The sequence below is a fragment of the Desulfovibrio sp. ZJ200 genome (genome assembly GCF_011039095.1).
Lineage (GTDB): Bacteria > Desulfobacterota > Desulfovibrionia > Desulfovibrionales > Desulfovibrionaceae > Desulfovibrio.
This window is the reverse complement of record NZ_JAAKEH010000061.1, coordinates 1-14,177: the sequence shown is the minus strand read 5'-3', so window position 1 is coordinate 14,177 and position 14,177 is coordinate 1. Positions and strand designations below refer to the sequence as shown.

General features: G+C 56.2%; 20 protein-coding genes. 12 read left to right on the top strand and 8 right to left on the bottom strand.

The window, feature by feature from the left end:
- Nucleotides 1-310: 310 nt before the first annotated feature.
- From G7Y52_RS13180 to G7Y52_RS13165, 4 genes are all read right to left on the bottom strand, one after another.
- Nucleotides 311-967: a VacJ family lipoprotein gene (locus G7Y52_RS13180; RefSeq protein ID WP_241159757.1), complete on the bottom strand. Its 657-nt coding sequence runs from the start codon at nt 965-967 to the stop codon at nt 311-313.
- Nucleotides 968-1,180: 213 nt separating this feature from the next.
- Nucleotides 1,181-1,816, bottom strand: a complete 636-nt coding sequence (locus G7Y52_RS13175) for an ABC transporter substrate-binding protein (RefSeq protein WP_165072651.1) — start codon at nt 1,814-1,816, stop codon at nt 1,181-1,183.
- A gap of 3 nt (nt 1,817-1,819) precedes the next feature.
- Complete coding sequence (mlaD, locus tag G7Y52_RS13170; RefSeq protein ID WP_165072649.1) at nt 1,820-2,269, bottom strand: outer membrane lipid asymmetry maintenance protein MlaD; 450 nt, start codon at nt 2,267-2,269, stop codon at nt 1,820-1,822.
- Nucleotides 2,270-2,539: 270 nt separating this feature from the next.
- Entirely contained in the window at nt 2,540-4,939 is a 2,400-nt protein-coding gene (locus G7Y52_RS13165) for a DEAD/DEAH box helicase family protein (RefSeq protein ID WP_165072647.1), read from the bottom strand.
- A 44-nt stretch (nt 4,940-4,983) separates the two neighbouring features.
- Here G7Y52_RS13165 and G7Y52_RS13160 point away from each other — a divergent pair, with 44 nt between their 5' ends.
- The 3 genes from G7Y52_RS13160 (at nt 4,984) to G7Y52_RS13150 (ending at nt 7,435) form a co-directional block, all read left to right on the top strand.
- Nucleotides 4,984-5,178, top strand: coding sequence for a hypothetical protein (locus G7Y52_RS13160; protein ID WP_165072645.1), 195 nt, complete (start codon nt 4,984-4,986; stop codon nt 5,176-5,178).
- 250 nt (nt 5,179-5,428) lie between these two features.
- Nucleotides 5,429-5,740 (top strand): c-type cytochrome, encoded by a 312-nt coding sequence (locus tag G7Y52_RS13155; RefSeq protein ID WP_165072643.1) that lies wholly within the window; start codon nt 5,429-5,431, stop codon nt 5,738-5,740.
- Nucleotides 5,741-5,989: 249 nt separating this feature from the next.
- A complete protein-coding gene (locus G7Y52_RS13150) occupies nt 5,990-7,435 on the top strand; it encodes an alpha-amylase (RefSeq protein WP_165072640.1) in 1,446 nt (481 codons plus the stop codon).
- Between the two features lie 152 nt (nt 7,436-7,587).
- On the opposite strand, the gene G7Y52_RS13145 is transcribed toward G7Y52_RS13150, so the two are convergent.
- Nucleotides 7,588-7,764: a hypothetical protein gene (locus G7Y52_RS13145; protein ID WP_165072638.1), complete on the bottom strand. Its 177-nt coding sequence runs from the start codon at nt 7,762-7,764 to the stop codon at nt 7,588-7,590.
- A 233-nt stretch (nt 7,765-7,997) separates the two neighbouring features.
- Between G7Y52_RS13145 and flgB the strand changes: the two genes are divergently transcribed.
- The 3 genes from flgB to fliE all read left to right on the top strand — a co-directional run bounded on the left by flgB (nt 7,998) and on the right by fliE (nt 9,569).
- Entirely contained in the window at nt 7,998-8,411 is a 414-nt protein-coding gene (gene flgB / locus G7Y52_RS13140; protein WP_165072636.1) for a flagellar basal body rod protein FlgB, read from the top strand.
- An 18-nt stretch (nt 8,412-8,429) separates the two neighbouring features.
- Nucleotides 8,430-8,867, top strand: coding sequence for a flagellar basal body rod protein FlgC (gene flgC, locus G7Y52_RS13135; RefSeq protein WP_165072633.1), 438 nt, complete (start codon nt 8,430-8,432; stop codon nt 8,865-8,867).
- Between the two features lie 255 nt (nt 8,868-9,122).
- Nucleotides 9,123-9,569, top strand: coding sequence for a flagellar hook-basal body complex protein FliE (gene fliE, locus G7Y52_RS15530; RefSeq protein ID WP_165072631.1), 447 nt, complete (start codon nt 9,123-9,125; stop codon nt 9,567-9,569).
- Nucleotides 9,570-9,585: 16 nt separating this feature from the next.
- Here fliE and G7Y52_RS13125 read toward each other — a convergent pair whose 3' ends face one another.
- A complete protein-coding gene (locus tag G7Y52_RS13125; RefSeq protein WP_206215308.1) occupies nt 9,586-10,377 on the bottom strand; it encodes a hypothetical protein in 792 nt (263 codons plus the stop codon).
- 680 nt (nt 10,378-11,057) lie between these two features.
- Between G7Y52_RS13125 and G7Y52_RS13115 the strand changes: the two genes are divergently transcribed.
- The 3 genes from G7Y52_RS13115 to G7Y52_RS13105 all read left to right on the top strand — a co-directional run bounded on the left by G7Y52_RS13115 (nt 11,058) and on the right by G7Y52_RS13105 (nt 12,084).
- The gene (locus G7Y52_RS13115) at nt 11,058-11,606 is read left to right on the top strand and encodes a hypothetical protein (RefSeq protein ID WP_241159756.1); all 549 of its coding nucleotides are present in this window, start codon (nt 11,058-11,060) and stop codon (nt 11,604-11,606) included.
- A 110-nt stretch (nt 11,607-11,716) separates the two neighbouring features.
- Nucleotides 11,717-11,857, top strand: coding sequence for a hypothetical protein (locus G7Y52_RS13110; protein ID WP_165072624.1), 141 nt, complete (start codon nt 11,717-11,719; stop codon nt 11,855-11,857).
- Nucleotides 11,857-12,084 (top strand): MerR family transcriptional regulator, encoded by a 228-nt coding sequence (locus G7Y52_RS13105; RefSeq protein ID WP_165072621.1) that lies wholly within the window; start codon nt 11,857-11,859, stop codon nt 12,082-12,084. Before G7Y52_RS13110 ends, G7Y52_RS13105 begins: the two co-directional genes overlap by 1 nt.
- Nucleotides 12,085-12,112: 28 nt before the next feature.
- Here G7Y52_RS13105 and G7Y52_RS13100 read toward each other — a convergent pair whose 3' ends face one another.
- Together G7Y52_RS13100 and G7Y52_RS15075 are read right to left on the bottom strand one after the other, a co-directional pair.
- A complete protein-coding gene (locus G7Y52_RS13100; RefSeq protein WP_165072619.1) occupies nt 12,113-12,424 on the bottom strand; it encodes a helix-turn-helix domain-containing protein in 312 nt (103 codons plus the stop codon).
- Nucleotides 12,425-12,527: 103 nt separating this feature from the next.
- On the bottom strand, nt 12,528-12,767 hold the full coding sequence (locus G7Y52_RS15075) for a hypothetical protein (RefSeq protein WP_241159755.1): 240 nt from the start codon (nt 12,765-12,767) through the stop codon (nt 12,528-12,530).
- A 166-nt stretch (nt 12,768-12,933) separates the two neighbouring features.
- Here G7Y52_RS15075 and G7Y52_RS13095 point away from each other — a divergent pair, with 166 nt between their 5' ends.
- The 3 genes from G7Y52_RS13095 to G7Y52_RS13085 all read left to right on the top strand — a co-directional run bounded on the left by G7Y52_RS13095 (nt 12,934) and on the right by G7Y52_RS13085 (nt 14,065).
- Nucleotides 12,934-13,455, top strand: coding sequence for a pesticin C-terminus-like muramidase (locus G7Y52_RS13095; RefSeq protein ID WP_241159754.1), 522 nt, complete (start codon nt 12,934-12,936; stop codon nt 13,453-13,455).
- Nucleotides 13,452-13,604 (top strand): hypothetical protein, encoded by a 153-nt coding sequence (locus tag G7Y52_RS13090; RefSeq protein ID WP_165072614.1) that lies wholly within the window; start codon nt 13,452-13,454, stop codon nt 13,602-13,604. The genes G7Y52_RS13095 and G7Y52_RS13090 overlap by 4 nt, the downstream gene beginning before the upstream one ends.
- 119 nt (nt 13,605-13,723) lie before the next feature.
- On the top strand, nt 13,724-14,065 hold the full coding sequence (locus G7Y52_RS13085; protein ID WP_165072617.1) for a hypothetical protein: 342 nt from the start codon (nt 13,724-13,726) through the stop codon (nt 14,063-14,065).
- The last annotated feature ends 112 nt before the right edge of the window (nt 14,066-14,177 follow it).

Below are 14,177 nucleotides of genomic sequence, written 5' to 3'. Positions count from 1 at the left end.
CGAAGGAAGCTACGGATGAAGACAGCAACTGGTTACTGCGACAGCCAGCCAACGCAACCGCTGTCGCTATCCGTACGCAAGCAAAGCTTGCTAACGGCTACCGCCGGCGCGGGCGTCCGCTCCCGCGGTCGCCAGAGCGGTTCAGCTAATTTCATGAGCAAACCGCTCTAGGGGAGCTTGCCCGCCGTAAGGGCGGCGTGGCTTTGCAGCGTTTTTTTCAGACCAATGCGTGGTCAACAGTCACAACGACCGCCGCGGCCTGCCGTTGCCATCGGACGGCAGGCCGCGGTCTGGGCCGGCAGTGCGCGGATCAGTGCTTTACCTGCGCATTGCGGAAATTGATATAGGCCTCGCGCATGGCAATATAGGGGTCCACTGCCGCGCTGTTCAAATCGTCATACAGCGGAAGCACCGCGCCCAAATCGTTGAAACGCAGAGCCAGTTCCGAGCTAGTGGCCAATTCCCAGGGGTGGACGTAGAAAATGGGGTCCGTGAAACAGTCGCCCACCCGCCCCACGGTGTCGCGCACGGAACTCGGCCCGATGAACGGCCAGACAACATAAAAACCGTGGCCCACGCCCCAGCGTCCCAAGGTCTGCCCGAAATCCTCGCCATAGGGATCTACGGGCACAATGGTTTTTTTGTCCTTGGCCACATTGGCGAAGCCCAGGCTGGAAGTGGTGTTGATGATAAAGCGGCCGAACTCCACCCCGGCCTCCAGAAAGCGGAACTGAAGGATGTTGTTCACAAAGCGCATGGGGAAGAGCAGGTTGGCAAAAAAGTTGCTCAGACCGCTGCGCAGTTGGTGCGGGGTCACGTAAACCCAGGCGTTATACGCGGGTTTGGCCACATACATGTAAAAAATGTCGTTGAAATGGAACCAGAAACGGTTCCAGGGCTCCAGCGGGTCTGCAATGCTGGCTGCCGGGGTAACGTCGTAATCGTCCAAGTCAGTGGATTGCGCCATATAGCCGGAAGTGTGTATTGTCACCGCGCCGGGTGCAAGCCTGGGGGCATTGGTATAGACGGCGGAGGGCGCCAGAGGCGCTTCTGCCGCGGCGGTCGATGCGCCTGCGGGGCGAACGGCGGATGCCAGGAACAGCGCGGAGCAAAGCAGCGCGCAGCCAATGAGCCGGGATGCGGCGCGGTAAGGTTTGGGGGGGAGTGGGTTGGCTTGCATTTACTGGCGCACTTCCTGGGCTTTGGCGCGCACCCGGGCAATGAGCTGATCCGGGCTCCCGCTGTTCAAAATGTCCTGGAATTGCGTGCGGTAATTTTTGACCAGGCTGATGTTTTCAATCAGCACGTCGTAGACCCGCCAGCCACCTTCCTTGGGCAGCATGCGATAGGCCACGGGCACTTTTTTGCCGTCTTTCATGGTGATCACGCTGCGCACTTCCGTTTTGTCGCCCTCCGGGGAACTGACCTCGCCCGTGTACACCACCTGCTCGCCGTTATAGCCGTCGATTTTGCCCACATAGGTGCTGATCAACAGATCCGCGAAGGCGTCGCTGAAGCGTTTTTGCTGATCCGGGTTGAATGTGCGCCAGCGCGCGCCCACGGCGCGCGATGAAAATTCCCTGAAGTCAAAAATATGCAGGACTTCGTCTTCAATCTGCTGGCGCAGGGGAGCGCGCGTGGCAGGATTGACGTAATCGGGATTTTTGATGCAGGCCAAAATCCGGTTGGTGGCGGTTTCCAGGGCCTGCCGGGCCGGAGAAGCGCCCGCGGCAAGCACGGGGAGGGCCGCAAGGCCCAGAAGCAAGGCAAGGCAGAGCGCGAGCGCAATGCGTCGCGGCAAGGCGATACAGTTCATATCTCAAACACCTCCGAAGGCGTATTTTCCTATCAAGGATTCCAAATCCACTGCTGATTCCGTTTCTTGAATGGCGCTGCCCGGAGTGAGAATTTTTTCCGACCCCCCGCGGGAGAGACTGACGTATTTGTCGCCAATCAGGCCGCTGGTTTTGATGGAGGCTATGCTGTCGTCGGAAAGGCGCAGATCCCTGTCCAGCCTGAGATGGACCACAGCCTGCGTGCGCATGGGGTCGGGATCAAGGGTGATGCCCACCACCCGGCCCACGGGCACGCCCGCCAGCTCAACATCCGCGCCCACGCGCAAACCCGAGGCGGAATCGAAACGGGCGGAAAGCTCGAAGCCCTGATGCGTGAACAATTCCATCCGGCCCAGCTTGATGGTCAGATAGGCCACGCAGACAAGGCCCAGCAGCACAAAGACGCCCACGGCGGTTTCACGAATGTTGTTCATTATGCTTGCAAACTCCGGACTGCGTAACAAAGGCAGTACTTTTTGCATCATACTTTGAGAAACGCAAACTTTCAAGCCCTCGCTCCGGCGAGCGATTCACCTTTGAGATGATTTTCTTAAAAAATTCATTTTAGAGCATTTTCTCTTTGAAATTGCTCTGGCGGCCGCGGGAGCGGACGCCCGCGCCGAATGAGCGTCCAGGCCGCGTTCTGGACGCGAAATGATGGCAGCGCCGCTTTTGAAATTGAATAATTTCAAAAGCAAAATGCTCTAGGCTGCGGCGTCATACAAAAGGTCTTCCATTTCCCTGATCGCGCTCATAAAGTTCTCCTGATTGCCGAAGGCCTGAAAAATCTTTTTCATTCCGCCAAGGTTGCCGCAATAGGTTTTCAGGGCGGCAAGGTCGTCAATTTCGCGGATGCCGTTGCTGGTGTAGGCATCCAGCAGACATTCCAGCACGGCGCGGGCGGTATCCTGATACTTTTCCAGAAATTTCGCGCCGCGCACCTTGCTGGCACGTAGCTGGCGGGTCAGCATCGCACCGCCAAAAGCGATGTGCCGGATCATGTCAAACTCGTCAAAGTCGGGGTTGCCCAGTTCTTTTTTCAGGTGTTCCACCAGAATACCGCGCTGTTGCAACTCCTCAATAATGATTTTTTTGGCCCTGCCGTCGTTCCATGCCTGCCGGAACGCTTCCTCCGTGGGGAAGCAGGACAGAATATTCTTGCGGGTGTACTCCGCGAATTTTTCCGTCACAAGATTACCGTTTGCGTCAAGATAGCTGACGGATTTTCCCAGTATAGTAATTTCCACGCCATCCACCACGATCATTTCACGCGGCTGCTGGTCATCTCCCGCGTCCTGTCCTGTATCGGGGCCGCCATCCTGACCATCGGACGGAGTGTCCGCAAGAGGCGTTGGCGAATCATCGCCGTCCAGTCTGCGTGGCCTGACTGGCGGATCGCCATTGCCATCCCAGTTGGTTTCATCATCGGCGGGGCCGTCAAAGTCAGGATCATGGAACAGCGCGCAAGCCCCGCGAAAATCAAGAATGGTGAAAAAGGTCTTGTCAACGTCAGGCCGCAGGCGGGTACCCCGTCCGATAATCTGCTTGAACTCGGTCATGGACCTGATGTTGCTGTCCAGAACAATCAGCTTGACGCACTTGGTATTTGCCCCGGTGGTGAGCAGCTTGCTGGTGGTGACTACCACGGGATAGGGGCGGTTTATGCTGATGAAATCTTCATACAGGCCGCGCCCTTCTTCGTCATCGGCGGTCATGCGCACGACATAGCGATGGTCAGCGGCGGCAAGATCGCGGTTGCAGGCGCGCATGGCGTCGCGCATGTTGGCCGCGTGGCGTTGCGTGGTGCAGAAAATGATGGTTTTGGACATCCGGCCAAGATGCTGGAGATAATTGCTGACCACCTCTGCCACCTTGCGAGTGCGGCTGCGCAGTTCTATCGTCCTGTCAAAATCGGCAAGAGTGTACTTGCGCATGGGCACGGGCTTGCCCTCTTCGTCCACGTCTCCCTCTTCCGGCTCCCAGCCCTGCACGTCCTTATCCAGATGGACGGAGACAACCTGATAGGGCGCAAGAAAGCCGTCCTCAATGCCCTGTTTCAGGGTGTAGGTGATAAGCGGCTCGCCAAAGTAATCCAGATTGTTGGAACCGTCCTTTTCATTGGGAGTGGCGGTCATGCCTATCTGTATGGCTGGCTGGAAGTAATCAAGAATATCGCGCCAGCTGCTCTGTTCGCTCGCGCTGCCCCGATGGCATTCATCCACAATAATCAGGTCAAAATAGTCCGGCGGCACCTGCCTGTAATGTTCTGCCACTGACTCCGTCTGATCGCCCTTGAGCTGCTGGTACAGGCCAAAATAGATTTCGTAATTCTGGTCTATCTTTCCTTGCCGTATTTTGGTGGCCGTGTTGAAGGGGGCAAAATCATCGGCCAGAGTCTGATCGACAAGCTGATTGCGGTCGGCGAGGTACAGGACATTTCCGACAACTCCGGCCTTTTTCAGCCGCCAGACTATCTGGAAAGCCGTGTAGGTTTTGCCCGTGCCTGTTGCCATGACCAGCAACACGCGCCTGCGATGCCTGCCGATAATGGCGTCCACCGTGCGGTTGATGGCCTGCATCTGGTAATAGCGCGGCGTGTGTCCATCGGCGGAGGTATAATAGGGCGCGCTTTCCAGCTTCTGTCCTTCTTCATCCGCTATGCCGTGCAGTTCGCGCCAGCGTTTCCACAAGTCATCCGGCGAGGGAAAGGCGTCAAGGGTAATAGTGCGCTGTGTGGCTGTGGGGACTTCGTACTCTATGAAATCCTGCCCGGCAGAGGCGTAGGCGAAGTCAACGCCAAGCATACGCGCATAGGCAATGGCCTGATCAAGGCCGTCCTGTGCGGTCCTGGTGGCTTTTTTTGCCTCAACCACGGCAAGGGGGAGATTAATGCTACGGCAAAGGATATAGTCGGGTTTTGTGCGGGTTGACTGGTTATCTTTCTGGGCAAAATTTTGTCCGGGGATAATGCGGTAGCGATCAGCCTTGAGGGAATATTCCATGAGTATCTGATCCGCCTTCCAGCCTGCCTTTTGAATGGCGGGGGTGATACGTCTCAGCTTGGTATCTTCTTCGGATTCATTGCCGAATCGTTTTATTGGCATACGGGGCGTCCCCCTTCAATACTCGGGATATTCGCTTTAATTCGATGTTAGACGGAACGGGTACGGAGCGCAAGCTAGAGCATTTTCTCTTTGAAAATGCTCTGCTGACGCGAAAGCGGCAGCCGCCGCAACGCGGCGTACATTCAGGCGAAAACCGCGTTTTTTGCCTGAATGCCACCTTTGACTTTCATAAAAAGTCAAAGGTAATCTGCTCTATCTCCATAAGTATATCCAACTAGAGCATTTTGCTAATGAAATTAGCTAAACTATCCGGCAGGGCGAAACCATACAAGCCGTGAAAGCGCAGGCAAAATTTACTTGCGCTGTTAAGCGCCGGAGCGAGCGTTTCAAAAGCAATATGCTCTAAATGTTATAACAGGGAAAATATGATTACATTTTTTCATCCTGAATCTATTGCTTCCGCATTGATATAGATTTACTATTAAATTTAGTTTTACTGATGTTTATCATTGCGCAAGGAGTAAATATATGCCTGCAACCTGGAAAAAATATGGATGGGCAGTGGCCGCGTTCGTTGCATTGGCCGCTGCGCAGGTCCATGCCTCTTCCAATAACCCACTGGTGGGAGAAAAACTGTATAAAGAATCCTGCATGGCCTGTCACACGGAAGAACCTGCAGGAATGATGGGCGCTTCCACGGCTTTGCTCGTGAAAAGAATGCATACTGTCAAAGCAATGAAAGCGCCTGAGAACAAAGTTGCTCATATGCAAAAGGTTTTGAAGACGTTCTCGGATCAGGAGATTACTGATATTGCTGTCTATCTCAATGGCATGAGATAAGCTTGCATATTTCGCCGCAGAGTCTGTTGTGAAAGCAGTGGACTTTGCGGCAATTTTATAAATTTTATCCTATTGCGTAGAATTTATTAAAGTCCTCGCGTTATGAGCACGGTTTTATTTGAGAGAGGTAATTATTTTTTTGTTTTCGTTGTAGAATTTCAGATATTTTTCATTACGGCTGTTCTGTTTTTCTGAACAGGCTATACTAACAGCTATTGTAGCTGATTTCAATACAATAATGGAGCAACTATGAGCGTTAACGGAATGATGATGCAATACTTTGAGTGGTATATGCCTTCAGGCATATTGTGGAAAAAAGTCAAGGATTCCGCAGAGCAACTTTCCCGGGAAGGAATCACGGCCCTCTGGCTTCCCCCTGCCTACAAAGGCGCGAGCGGCAAGGAGGATCAGGGCTATGCGGTTTATGATCTCTATGATCTGGGCGAATTTGATCAAAAAGGCAGCGTGCCCACAAAGTACGGCACCAAGGATGAACTGCTGGAAGCCGTGCAGGCCGCGCATAAGCACAATATTCAGGTGTATGCCGATATTGTTCTGGATCATATGATAGGCGCGGATGCAACCGAAATCGTCAAGGCCGAGGAGCACAATCCGGACAACAGACTGGAGAAAGAGAGCGGTTTGAAAGAAATTGAAGTCTGGACGCATTTTACCTTTCCGGGCAGGCACAAGAAATACTCGGATTTTGAATGGCATTGGTACCATTTCACCGGCATTGATTACGACGAACGCAAGGACGAAGAGGGCATTTTCAAATTTCATGGCAAGTATTGGGAAAAACAGGTGGATCAGGAGAACGGCAACTTCGATTATCTGATGGGCGCCTCTCTGGATCTGAACCATCCGGAAGTGAAAGAGCAGCTTAAACGCTGGGGCCTGTGGTTTATGAAAACCACGGATCTGGACGGATTTCGCCTGGATGCCGTCAAACATATGAAGTTCAGCTTTTACAACGAATGGCTGGACGAGATGCGTTCAAAATACAGAGAAGAACTCTTCACTGTGGGCGAGTACTGGAATTCGGACCTCGCGGCCCTGAAAAACTATGTGGACACCACAGAAGGCGCTCTTTCCCTTTTTGACGTGCCCCTGCATTTTAAATTTTATGAAGCCTCCAACGGCATGAACACTTTTGACATGCGTACCATTTTCGACGGCACGCTGACCCAGGACAACCCCAACAAGTCAGTGACCTTTGTTGACAACCACGATACCCAGCCGGGCCAGGCGCTGGAGTCCTGGGTGCAGGAATGGTTCAAGCCTCTGGCCTATGCCATGATCCTGCTCCGTCAGGACGGCTATCCCTGCATTTTTTATGGAGATTACTACGGCATCGAGCACAGCGGGAATCCCCCCTTGCGGGAGAAGCTGCTGCCTTTGATGCAAGCCAGAAGAGAGCATGCCTACGGCAAGCAAAATGACTACTTTGATCACCCCAACACTGTCGGCTGGACGCGGGAAGGCGACGACGAGCATGAAAATTCCGGCCTTGCCGTGCTTCTGACCAACGGCAGCGACGGTGAGAAAAAAATGTATGTGGGCAAAAAATTCGCCGGTTCGCAGTTTTACGACATCACCGGCAATGTGGATGAACTTGTTACCATAGAAGAAGACGGAAATGGCCTGTTTACAGTCAAGGCCGGTTCCGTTTCCGTGTGGGTCAAGAAAATCTGATTGCCGATCCGCGGGATTGTGCCTTGATCTTAGAGCAGATTACCTTTGACTTTTTATGAAAGTCAAAGGTGGCATTCAGGCGAAAAACGCGGTTTTCGCCTGAATGTACGCCGCGTTGCGGCGGCTGCCGCTTTCGCGTCAGCAGAGCATTTTCAAAGTGAAAATGCTCTAGAGCAGATTACCTTTGACTTTTTATGAAAGCCAAAGGTGGCATTCAGGCGAAAAACGCGGTTTTCGCCTGAATGTACGCCGCGTTGCGGCGGCTGCCGCTTTCGCGTCAGCAGAGCATTTTCAAAATGAAAATGCTCTAAGCAGGGTCTGCCGCCCATCCGGATGGGCGGCAGACCCTGCTCTTTTGGGCAAGGCTGAGGGTGCCACGGGCAATTGCGCTGCAGGGCATGAGATTCTTTTCGCCGTGACGCGCAGGTCAAAAAAACGTCGTTGTGCGGCGTTTTTTACGTTTTTCATTTTGTAACTAATGAAAAATATTATTCTAATTCCAGAGTGGAATAAACTTTGCTTGCTGAAGGCAGGCATTCCCCGCCGGAATGCGGGAGGTTGTATGAAAAGTTTGTTCAATAGCCAGATCGGCCTTGTGGGCAAGGTCATGGACATGCAGTTGCAGCGGCAGAATGTGATCGCCAGCAATCTGGCCAACGTGGAAACGCCCAATTACAAGCCGCGCGAATTGACCTTTGAAAAAGAATTGCAAAAATCCCTGGGCCTGGACATGAGAGGCGTCATGAGCCGCACTGACCGGGGGCACATCCCCACAGCCTTCAATCCCGACAACTTCGGGCCGGAATGGTCCAAACAGTTCAAGCCGCGCCAGATCCACGGCGAGGATCGCGTCAGTCTGGACAAGGAAATGGCCAAGCACGCCAAAAATCAGCTCCAGTACACGGCTCTGACCCAGGTGATGACCAAGAGCTTTGAGGGGCTTTCCACAATTATCCAGGACGGCAAGCAAAGCTGATCAGGAAGGTGAATTGTCATGGATTTTCTGACCGCGCTGGACATCAGTGCTTCCGGGCTGACGGCCGACCGTACCCGGATAAATACCATAGCCATGAACCTGGCCAATGCAAAGACCACGCGCACGCCCCACGGCGGCCCCTACCGGCGGCGCACCGTGGTGCAGGTGGCCACGGATGTGGATGATCCTTTTTCCGTGCACATGCGTTCGGCCCTGGATCGCGAGCTCAAAGGCGTGCGCGTGCTGGCCGTAAGCATGGACAAGCGGCCGCTCAAACAGGTCTATGAGCCGGGCCATCCCGACGCCAATGCCGAGGGCTACGTCTTTTATCCGGATATCAACGTGGTGGAGGAAATGGCCAACCTGATGACCGCCCAGCGCAATTACGAGGCCAATGTCACCACAGTGGAAGCCCTCAAGGGCATGTACCTGAAAGCTCTGGAAATAGGCAAATAAGGGTTTGGGCGCATTTCGCGCAGGCATCCGGCAGTCTGTTTTCCGGGCGCGGCCCGGCGCGGAGAAAGGGCCCGCGGCAGAGCGGCAAAAGGGTTTACTAGAGCAATTTCACTTTGAAATTGCTCTGGCGGCCGCGGGAGCGGACGCCCGCGCCGAATGAGCGTCCAGACCGCGTTCTGGACGCGAAATGATGGCAGCGCCGCTTTTGAAATTGAATAATTTCAAAAGCAAAATGCTCTAGAGAGGAGTGAAGGCATGAGCGTTCAGGCATTGGGCTTGCGGGCCTACAGCGATGCATTGCGGCATTTCAGCAAGGTGGAGGGAAATCTCAAGCAGGGCGTGCCTGTGGGCAGGCAGACGCTGTTTGCCAAAACCCTGGATCAAAGCCTCTTGCGCGACAGCGTGGATCGCGGCGAAAATTTCGGGGCCCAGGCGGATTTCATACAGCGGGTTGCGAGCCCGCATACGGCCGTCACTCCGAACAACAGCTTCACCGACACAGTGAAGAACTCGCTGAACAGGGTCAACGAGCTGCAGAGCGCCAAGGCGCAGGCCATTGAAGATTTTGCCTCGGGCCGCAGCCAGAATGTGCATGAACTGATGATCACCATGCAGAAATCCAGCCTGGCCATGAAGATGACCAGCGCCGTGCGCGGCAAGGTGCTGGAAGCCTACAAGGAACTTTCCAAAATGCAGTTTTAGAGCGGTTAGAGCATTTTCAAAGAGAAAATGCTCTAGCGCACAGATTTGACTTTTCCAGCAGTTTCCCTATCTTTTCATTGAAAGAGCCCACGGCTCCCATGTCGGGACGACTAAGGATAGGCCCGGCATGCGTAGCAGCGTGTCTTGCACTAACCTTGCCGCTGTCATCCGTGATGCTCTTTTGCTCCTCACCTACAATATCGTAGCCTGTCAGCAGCCAAGTTTTTTTCTTGCCGTGTTCCTCCAGCGAGAGCACAGCCCTGTATCCGTCTTTATCCAGATGGACTGTCTTGTTGCCCTCGACGAAACGCGTAATCTTTCCATTGGCTACCGCTTCCAGCACGGGGGCAATGCAGGCGCTTCCGTGGCGCTGTTCGATGTGGATAAGCCCCTTTTTCTCGTTGCCCCTGATGATGGTCACGTCATTGGTGCCCCCGAACTGCTCAAGGTCGTTGCGCAGGCCCGGCACTGCAGCTTCCGCCTTGCCATTGGCAATCTCGCGCATGGCGTCTTCCACCTTGTCGCGCCGTGCACCCTGAGCAGAAGGCGAGTCCCACTCCGCCAGTCCGACATTGCCCTTGGTGATTTCCCCAGTCTCGGTCTGCACCTGGAAGTGCTTTCCCTTGCTGGTGGTGAACCATTTCCTGGCGTCCAGAGCCCCGTCAGCCACCACCACGAAGGCCTGCGCATAGCTACTGGTGGTATGCTTTGCGGCGCTTCGGACAAAGTCTCCGGCGATCTTCCGGGCCTTGTCGCTCCAGCGGCGCATCCAGTAGCGGAACAGGCGCCCCAAGACCTTCTGCATCATGCGCGGGGGGGGAGGCGTCCTGCGCGATGTCCTGCGCAGGCTTGGGGGCAGCGTCGGGCACGATGCGGGCCTCGTCCTTGCGATAGGCCGCGCGCAGCCACCAGACGGTGGCTCGCTGCATCTCGTCGATGAGCCGGAGCAACTGGCGGCGGTAGGCGGCGCGGACGCCCGCATTGGGGTGGAGGGCGCGAAGGAACTTAGAGCAGATTACCTTTGACTTTTTATGAAAGTCAAAGGTGGCATTCAGGCGAAAAACGCGGTTTTCGCCTGAATGTACGCCGCGTTGCGGCGGCTGCCGCTTTCGCGTCAGCAGAGCATTTTCAAAGAGAAAATGCTATAGGCACGGGGGGCCTCCTCGTCCGCAAAGCGCAGATTGACAACCTCAAAGAGAGGAGCTATCTTTTTATCAATCAGCGACGGATTTCGCTCTTCATGATTCGGCAAAGGCCCGAAAGACACTTGAGCGGCATCCGTCGCTTTTTTTTGTATGCTTTTCCCGATCCCTGAACGGCCGGGTTCCTTCACGCGTCACGCTGTAGACCATTTGGAACATCGACGTATGCGCCCGCACGGCCGGAGGCTTTGCAGCCGAGCTTGAGCACCTGGAAATTCAGGGCATACAGGACGAGGGCACGCCCGGCGAGCGCAGTTATTGGGAGGTCAAGGACAGTCTCGCCTCCATGCAAGGCTTGCGGGAGCGTGACCCCTACACGTTTTACGCTCAGGTGCAGCAGCGGCCCACGCCGCCGGGCGGAGCCATGATCAAGACGGACTGGATACAGCAGTACGCGAGCCCGCCCGGAACATTGCATACCCTGCTGTTTGTCATGGATACCGCGCTCAAGACGGCCGAGCGCAATGACTACTCCGTCCTCTCGCTGTGGGGCTTCGACGGCGTCAGCGTCTATCTGCTGGACGTGGAGCGCGGCGAGTGGGAAGCCCCGGACCTGCTGACGACTTCGGCGGCCTTTCTGGCCCGGCACCGGCCGCGGCGGCCCTCTCCGCTCAGGCTGCGCGGCGTGCTGATTGAGGACAAGGCCAGCGGCACGGGTTTGATACAGAGCCTGCGGCGTGACGAGACGTTGCGGGACATGCCGATCATTCCCGTGCAGCGCGGCACGGACAAGGTGAGCCGCGTCAATGACGTGCTGCCGTTCATCCGGGCCGGCCGCCTGCGCGTGCCCGAGTCCGCGATCCCCAGGGATGGGAGGGGAAAGGCGAAGGGCTGATACCGTTTTACGCCGCCCTTGTTCAGCGCCGCACCAGGAGCGAAAAGACCCTGTTTCTGGGAGACGCCTGCACGGGAGCCGACGAGATCGCCAAGTTGCAGGAGGAGGACATGGGCAGAAAGCCCACGGACTTCCCAGGCGCGGCGGCCTTGTGTTTCGCGCTTGCGGAAATCGACGTTGACCCATGGCCGGAATGGGGCGAGCGCGCCAAACTCTACGGAGGGCCTGCCGACGAGCTGGGAGGCTACTGATGGAGCGTGCCAATGCTGTGTCGTATACCCCGAAAATCCTGAAGAGTATGCGGGAAATCTGTGAGGAAATGGGCGTTTGCGCCAAGGTGGTCAGGATATGGGTTGCCGCGGGCGCGCCCGTTGCCGTTGAGGGCAGCGACAAGAGGCGCAAATACAGCGCCGAGGCGGCACGTCTGCAACTGTGGCGCGAGTCGGTGGCCGGCACAAAACAAAAGGCCGAGGCGTAAGCTGCCCCGGCCTGAATCCTGATGCTTTTTAGCCCGCCAACGCGGCCCGCACGGTATCCGGCGCTTTTTCGATGACGCGCAGGTACGCGCGTGCTGCGGGGTCGGGCTTGCGTTTTCCTTGTTCCCAGCCGCGCACGGCATACAGGGACAGTCCGAAGCTCGCGGCGAAACTCGCCTGCGTCATGCCCATGCGCTCCCGGATGGCTTTCACATCCACATGCTCGGGCGCGCGCGCCACCTGAACGACGTGTTCCACGTATTCCGATTTGGGCATTTTGCCCTGGGCGATCTGGACCGCCTGTTCCATGCTCTTGAGGAGCTTTTCGCCAAATTCGCTCATATCTATTTCACTCCGTAGGCTTTGAGGAGTTCTCCCACAAACCTTTTCAGGCCGTTCTTTTCCCCCATCGTCAGGGTGTCTTTGCGATTTTTGGGATATATCATCAGCGCAAACACCGGTATGGACTCCGCGTAGTAATAATAGATAACGCGGTACCCACCGCTTTTGCCGCCTCCCCGCCTCCCTGGCGCGCCCAGCGCACCTTTCGCACACCCCCCGTCTGCTCGATAATATCCCCGGCCTCGGGATGTTCCGCCAGAAACAATATCAGATCGTTCCGCTCGTCTTCGGTCAGGAGGGCTTTCACTTCATGCGTAAACGCCGGAGTTTCCACTACCGTCATAGGGGTGTTTTGCATGGGGATATATGTAATACATTGTCTTACTTACGTCAAGATCGAAAAACCTGTCAAGTTGTCCTGAGATGCACCTGGGACGTGCTGAGATGGTCCTGGGTAATCCTCCCCAGATTCTCCATGCTATGCTTCCGGCAAACCGGGAGCGTTTTTCATGGTGCATACCGAGTTCATCCGTCGCTTTTTGGCCCGCTGGGAGACGCGGCAGCTTGTCGCCTATATGCCATGCCGCAAACGCAATTTCACGGGCCGGGAAAAGCGGGCCGAGTGCGGGGAGCCCATTGGCGCGTCCGGCGTGACGGTCGGTACCGGTCTGGACCTCGGCCAGCAGGCAGAGGCCGATCTGCGGCGCATGGGGATTCCCGCGCCACTTACTCTCACCGATGCACAGTGCGAGGCCGTGGATGCGGCCGTGCATGGCGACTATATCCGCAGGGCCGCAGCGCTTTACGACCGGGATAGCGCGGGCCTGCCGTTTGCGAACGTGCCGCCCCAGGCCCAGGCAGTCATTGTCTCCCTGTTTTACCAGTTGGGCGCGCCTTCCGGGTACCCCAAAACATGGAAGTATCTTTGCGCCGGGGACTGGGCCCAGGCCGCCCGTGAACTGCAAACCGGGTTCAAACGGTACGCCAACCGTCGCGCGGACGAGGGGCGGTTGCTGGCGGAGGTTGTGTGATGATCAAATTTTTCACGTCTCTTTTGGGTCTGGGGGGAAAAGCCCTGGACAGAATCCTGCCGGATCGGGCCAGGCTCCAGGAAAAGAATCTGGAAATCAATGGACCGGAACACGGCCGCGAGTATCGCGCGCCTGGAAGCCAAGGTTGACGCCCTCATCATCCGTTTTGACGAGGCCATCACCACTCAGGTCAAGGATCACGGCAAACGCCTTGGCGTTCTGGAAAGGCGCGCGGTCTGGCAGGCGGGATGGATAGCCGGAGCCGGTCTTGCCGAACCGGGCGTCCAGAGGCTGCCAATTCAAGCTGGCAATGGAGCCGGGCGTCCATATCGGAGACATCGCAAACGCGCCGAAAATCCAGAAGTTCTATGAGCCGGAGGAGTGGCGGGCCTTGCTGGGGCGGTTCTTCGGCCAGGTGCAAAGCGGCCATGCCGACGGCATGGTGACGGCCATCTGCCGCAAGCCGCTGGCATGGCATCCGCACGAACTGGCCGCATCCCTGCGCTTTGAGTTCAACCTGCCCTACCCGGACGGCAAGCGGATGGAACTTGCGTCTCTCGCCCTGGCCGCCTTTTCCCGTCGGCTGGGCTTTCCCCTGGAGCGGGACTGATGCGGGACTGGACCTTTCATGGCTTCGCCAGCGCCTTTGACAGCCACGTCCGGGAGCAACTGCCGTGGTATGAGCTGGCCAGCGCGGCAATGGGGCTGATTGCCCGGCAGTA

What these genes read in the sequence shown, in the direction of transcription:
- G7Y52_RS13180 (WP_241159757.1), bottom strand. Translation starts at nt 967, where the DNA reads ATGGCGCAATCCACTGACTTGGACGATTACGACGTTACCCCGGCAGCC.
- G7Y52_RS13175 (WP_165072651.1), bottom strand. Translation starts at nt 1,816, where the DNA reads ATGAACTGTATCGCCTTGCCGCGACGCATTGCGCTCGCGCTCTGCCTT.
- mlaD (WP_165072649.1), bottom strand. Translation starts at nt 2,269, where the DNA reads ATGAACAACATTCGTGAAACCGCCGTGGGCGTCTTTGTGCTGCTGGGC.
- G7Y52_RS13165 (WP_165072647.1), bottom strand. Translation starts at nt 4,939, where the DNA reads ATGCCAATAAAACGATTCGGCAATGAATCCGAAGAAGATACCAAGCTG.
- G7Y52_RS13160 (WP_165072645.1), top strand. Translation starts at nt 4,984, where the DNA reads ATGTTAGACGGAACGGGTACGGAGCGCAAGCTAGAGCATTTTCTCTTT.
- G7Y52_RS13155 (WP_165072643.1), top strand. Translation starts at nt 5,429, where the DNA reads ATGCCTGCAACCTGGAAAAAATATGGATGGGCAGTGGCCGCGTTCGTT.
- G7Y52_RS13150 (WP_165072640.1), top strand. Translation starts at nt 5,990, where the DNA reads ATGAGCGTTAACGGAATGATGATGCAATACTTTGAGTGGTATATGCCT.
- G7Y52_RS13145 (WP_165072638.1), bottom strand. Translation starts at nt 7,764, where the DNA reads ATGGGCGGCAGACCCTGCTTAGAGCATTTTCATTTTGAAAATGCTCTG.
- flgB (WP_165072636.1), top strand. Translation starts at nt 7,998, where the DNA reads ATGAAAAGTTTGTTCAATAGCCAGATCGGCCTTGTGGGCAAGGTCATG.
- flgC (WP_165072633.1), top strand. Translation starts at nt 8,430, where the DNA reads ATGGATTTTCTGACCGCGCTGGACATCAGTGCTTCCGGGCTGACGGCC.
- fliE (WP_165072631.1), top strand. Translation starts at nt 9,123, where the DNA reads ATGAGCGTTCAGGCATTGGGCTTGCGGGCCTACAGCGATGCATTGCGG.
- G7Y52_RS13125 (WP_206215308.1), bottom strand. Translation starts at nt 10,377, where the DNA reads ATGATGCAGAAGGTCTTGGGGCGCCTGTTCCGCTACTGGATGCGCCGC.
- G7Y52_RS13115 (WP_241159756.1), top strand. Translation starts at nt 11,058, where the DNA reads ATGCAAGGCTTGCGGGAGCGTGACCCCTACACGTTTTACGCTCAGGTG.
- G7Y52_RS13110 (WP_165072624.1), top strand. Translation starts at nt 11,717, where the DNA reads ATGGGCAGAAAGCCCACGGACTTCCCAGGCGCGGCGGCCTTGTGTTTC.
- G7Y52_RS13105 (WP_165072621.1), top strand. Translation starts at nt 11,857, where the DNA reads ATGGAGCGTGCCAATGCTGTGTCGTATACCCCGAAAATCCTGAAGAGT.
- G7Y52_RS13100 (WP_165072619.1), bottom strand. Translation starts at nt 12,424, where the DNA reads ATGAGCGAATTTGGCGAAAAGCTCCTCAAGAGCATGGAACAGGCGGTC.
- G7Y52_RS15075 (WP_241159755.1), bottom strand. Translation starts at nt 12,767, where the DNA reads ATGACGGTAGTGGAAACTCCGGCGTTTACGCATGAAGTGAAAGCCCTC.
- G7Y52_RS13095 (WP_241159754.1), top strand. Translation starts at nt 12,934, where the DNA reads ATGGTGCATACCGAGTTCATCCGTCGCTTTTTGGCCCGCTGGGAGACG.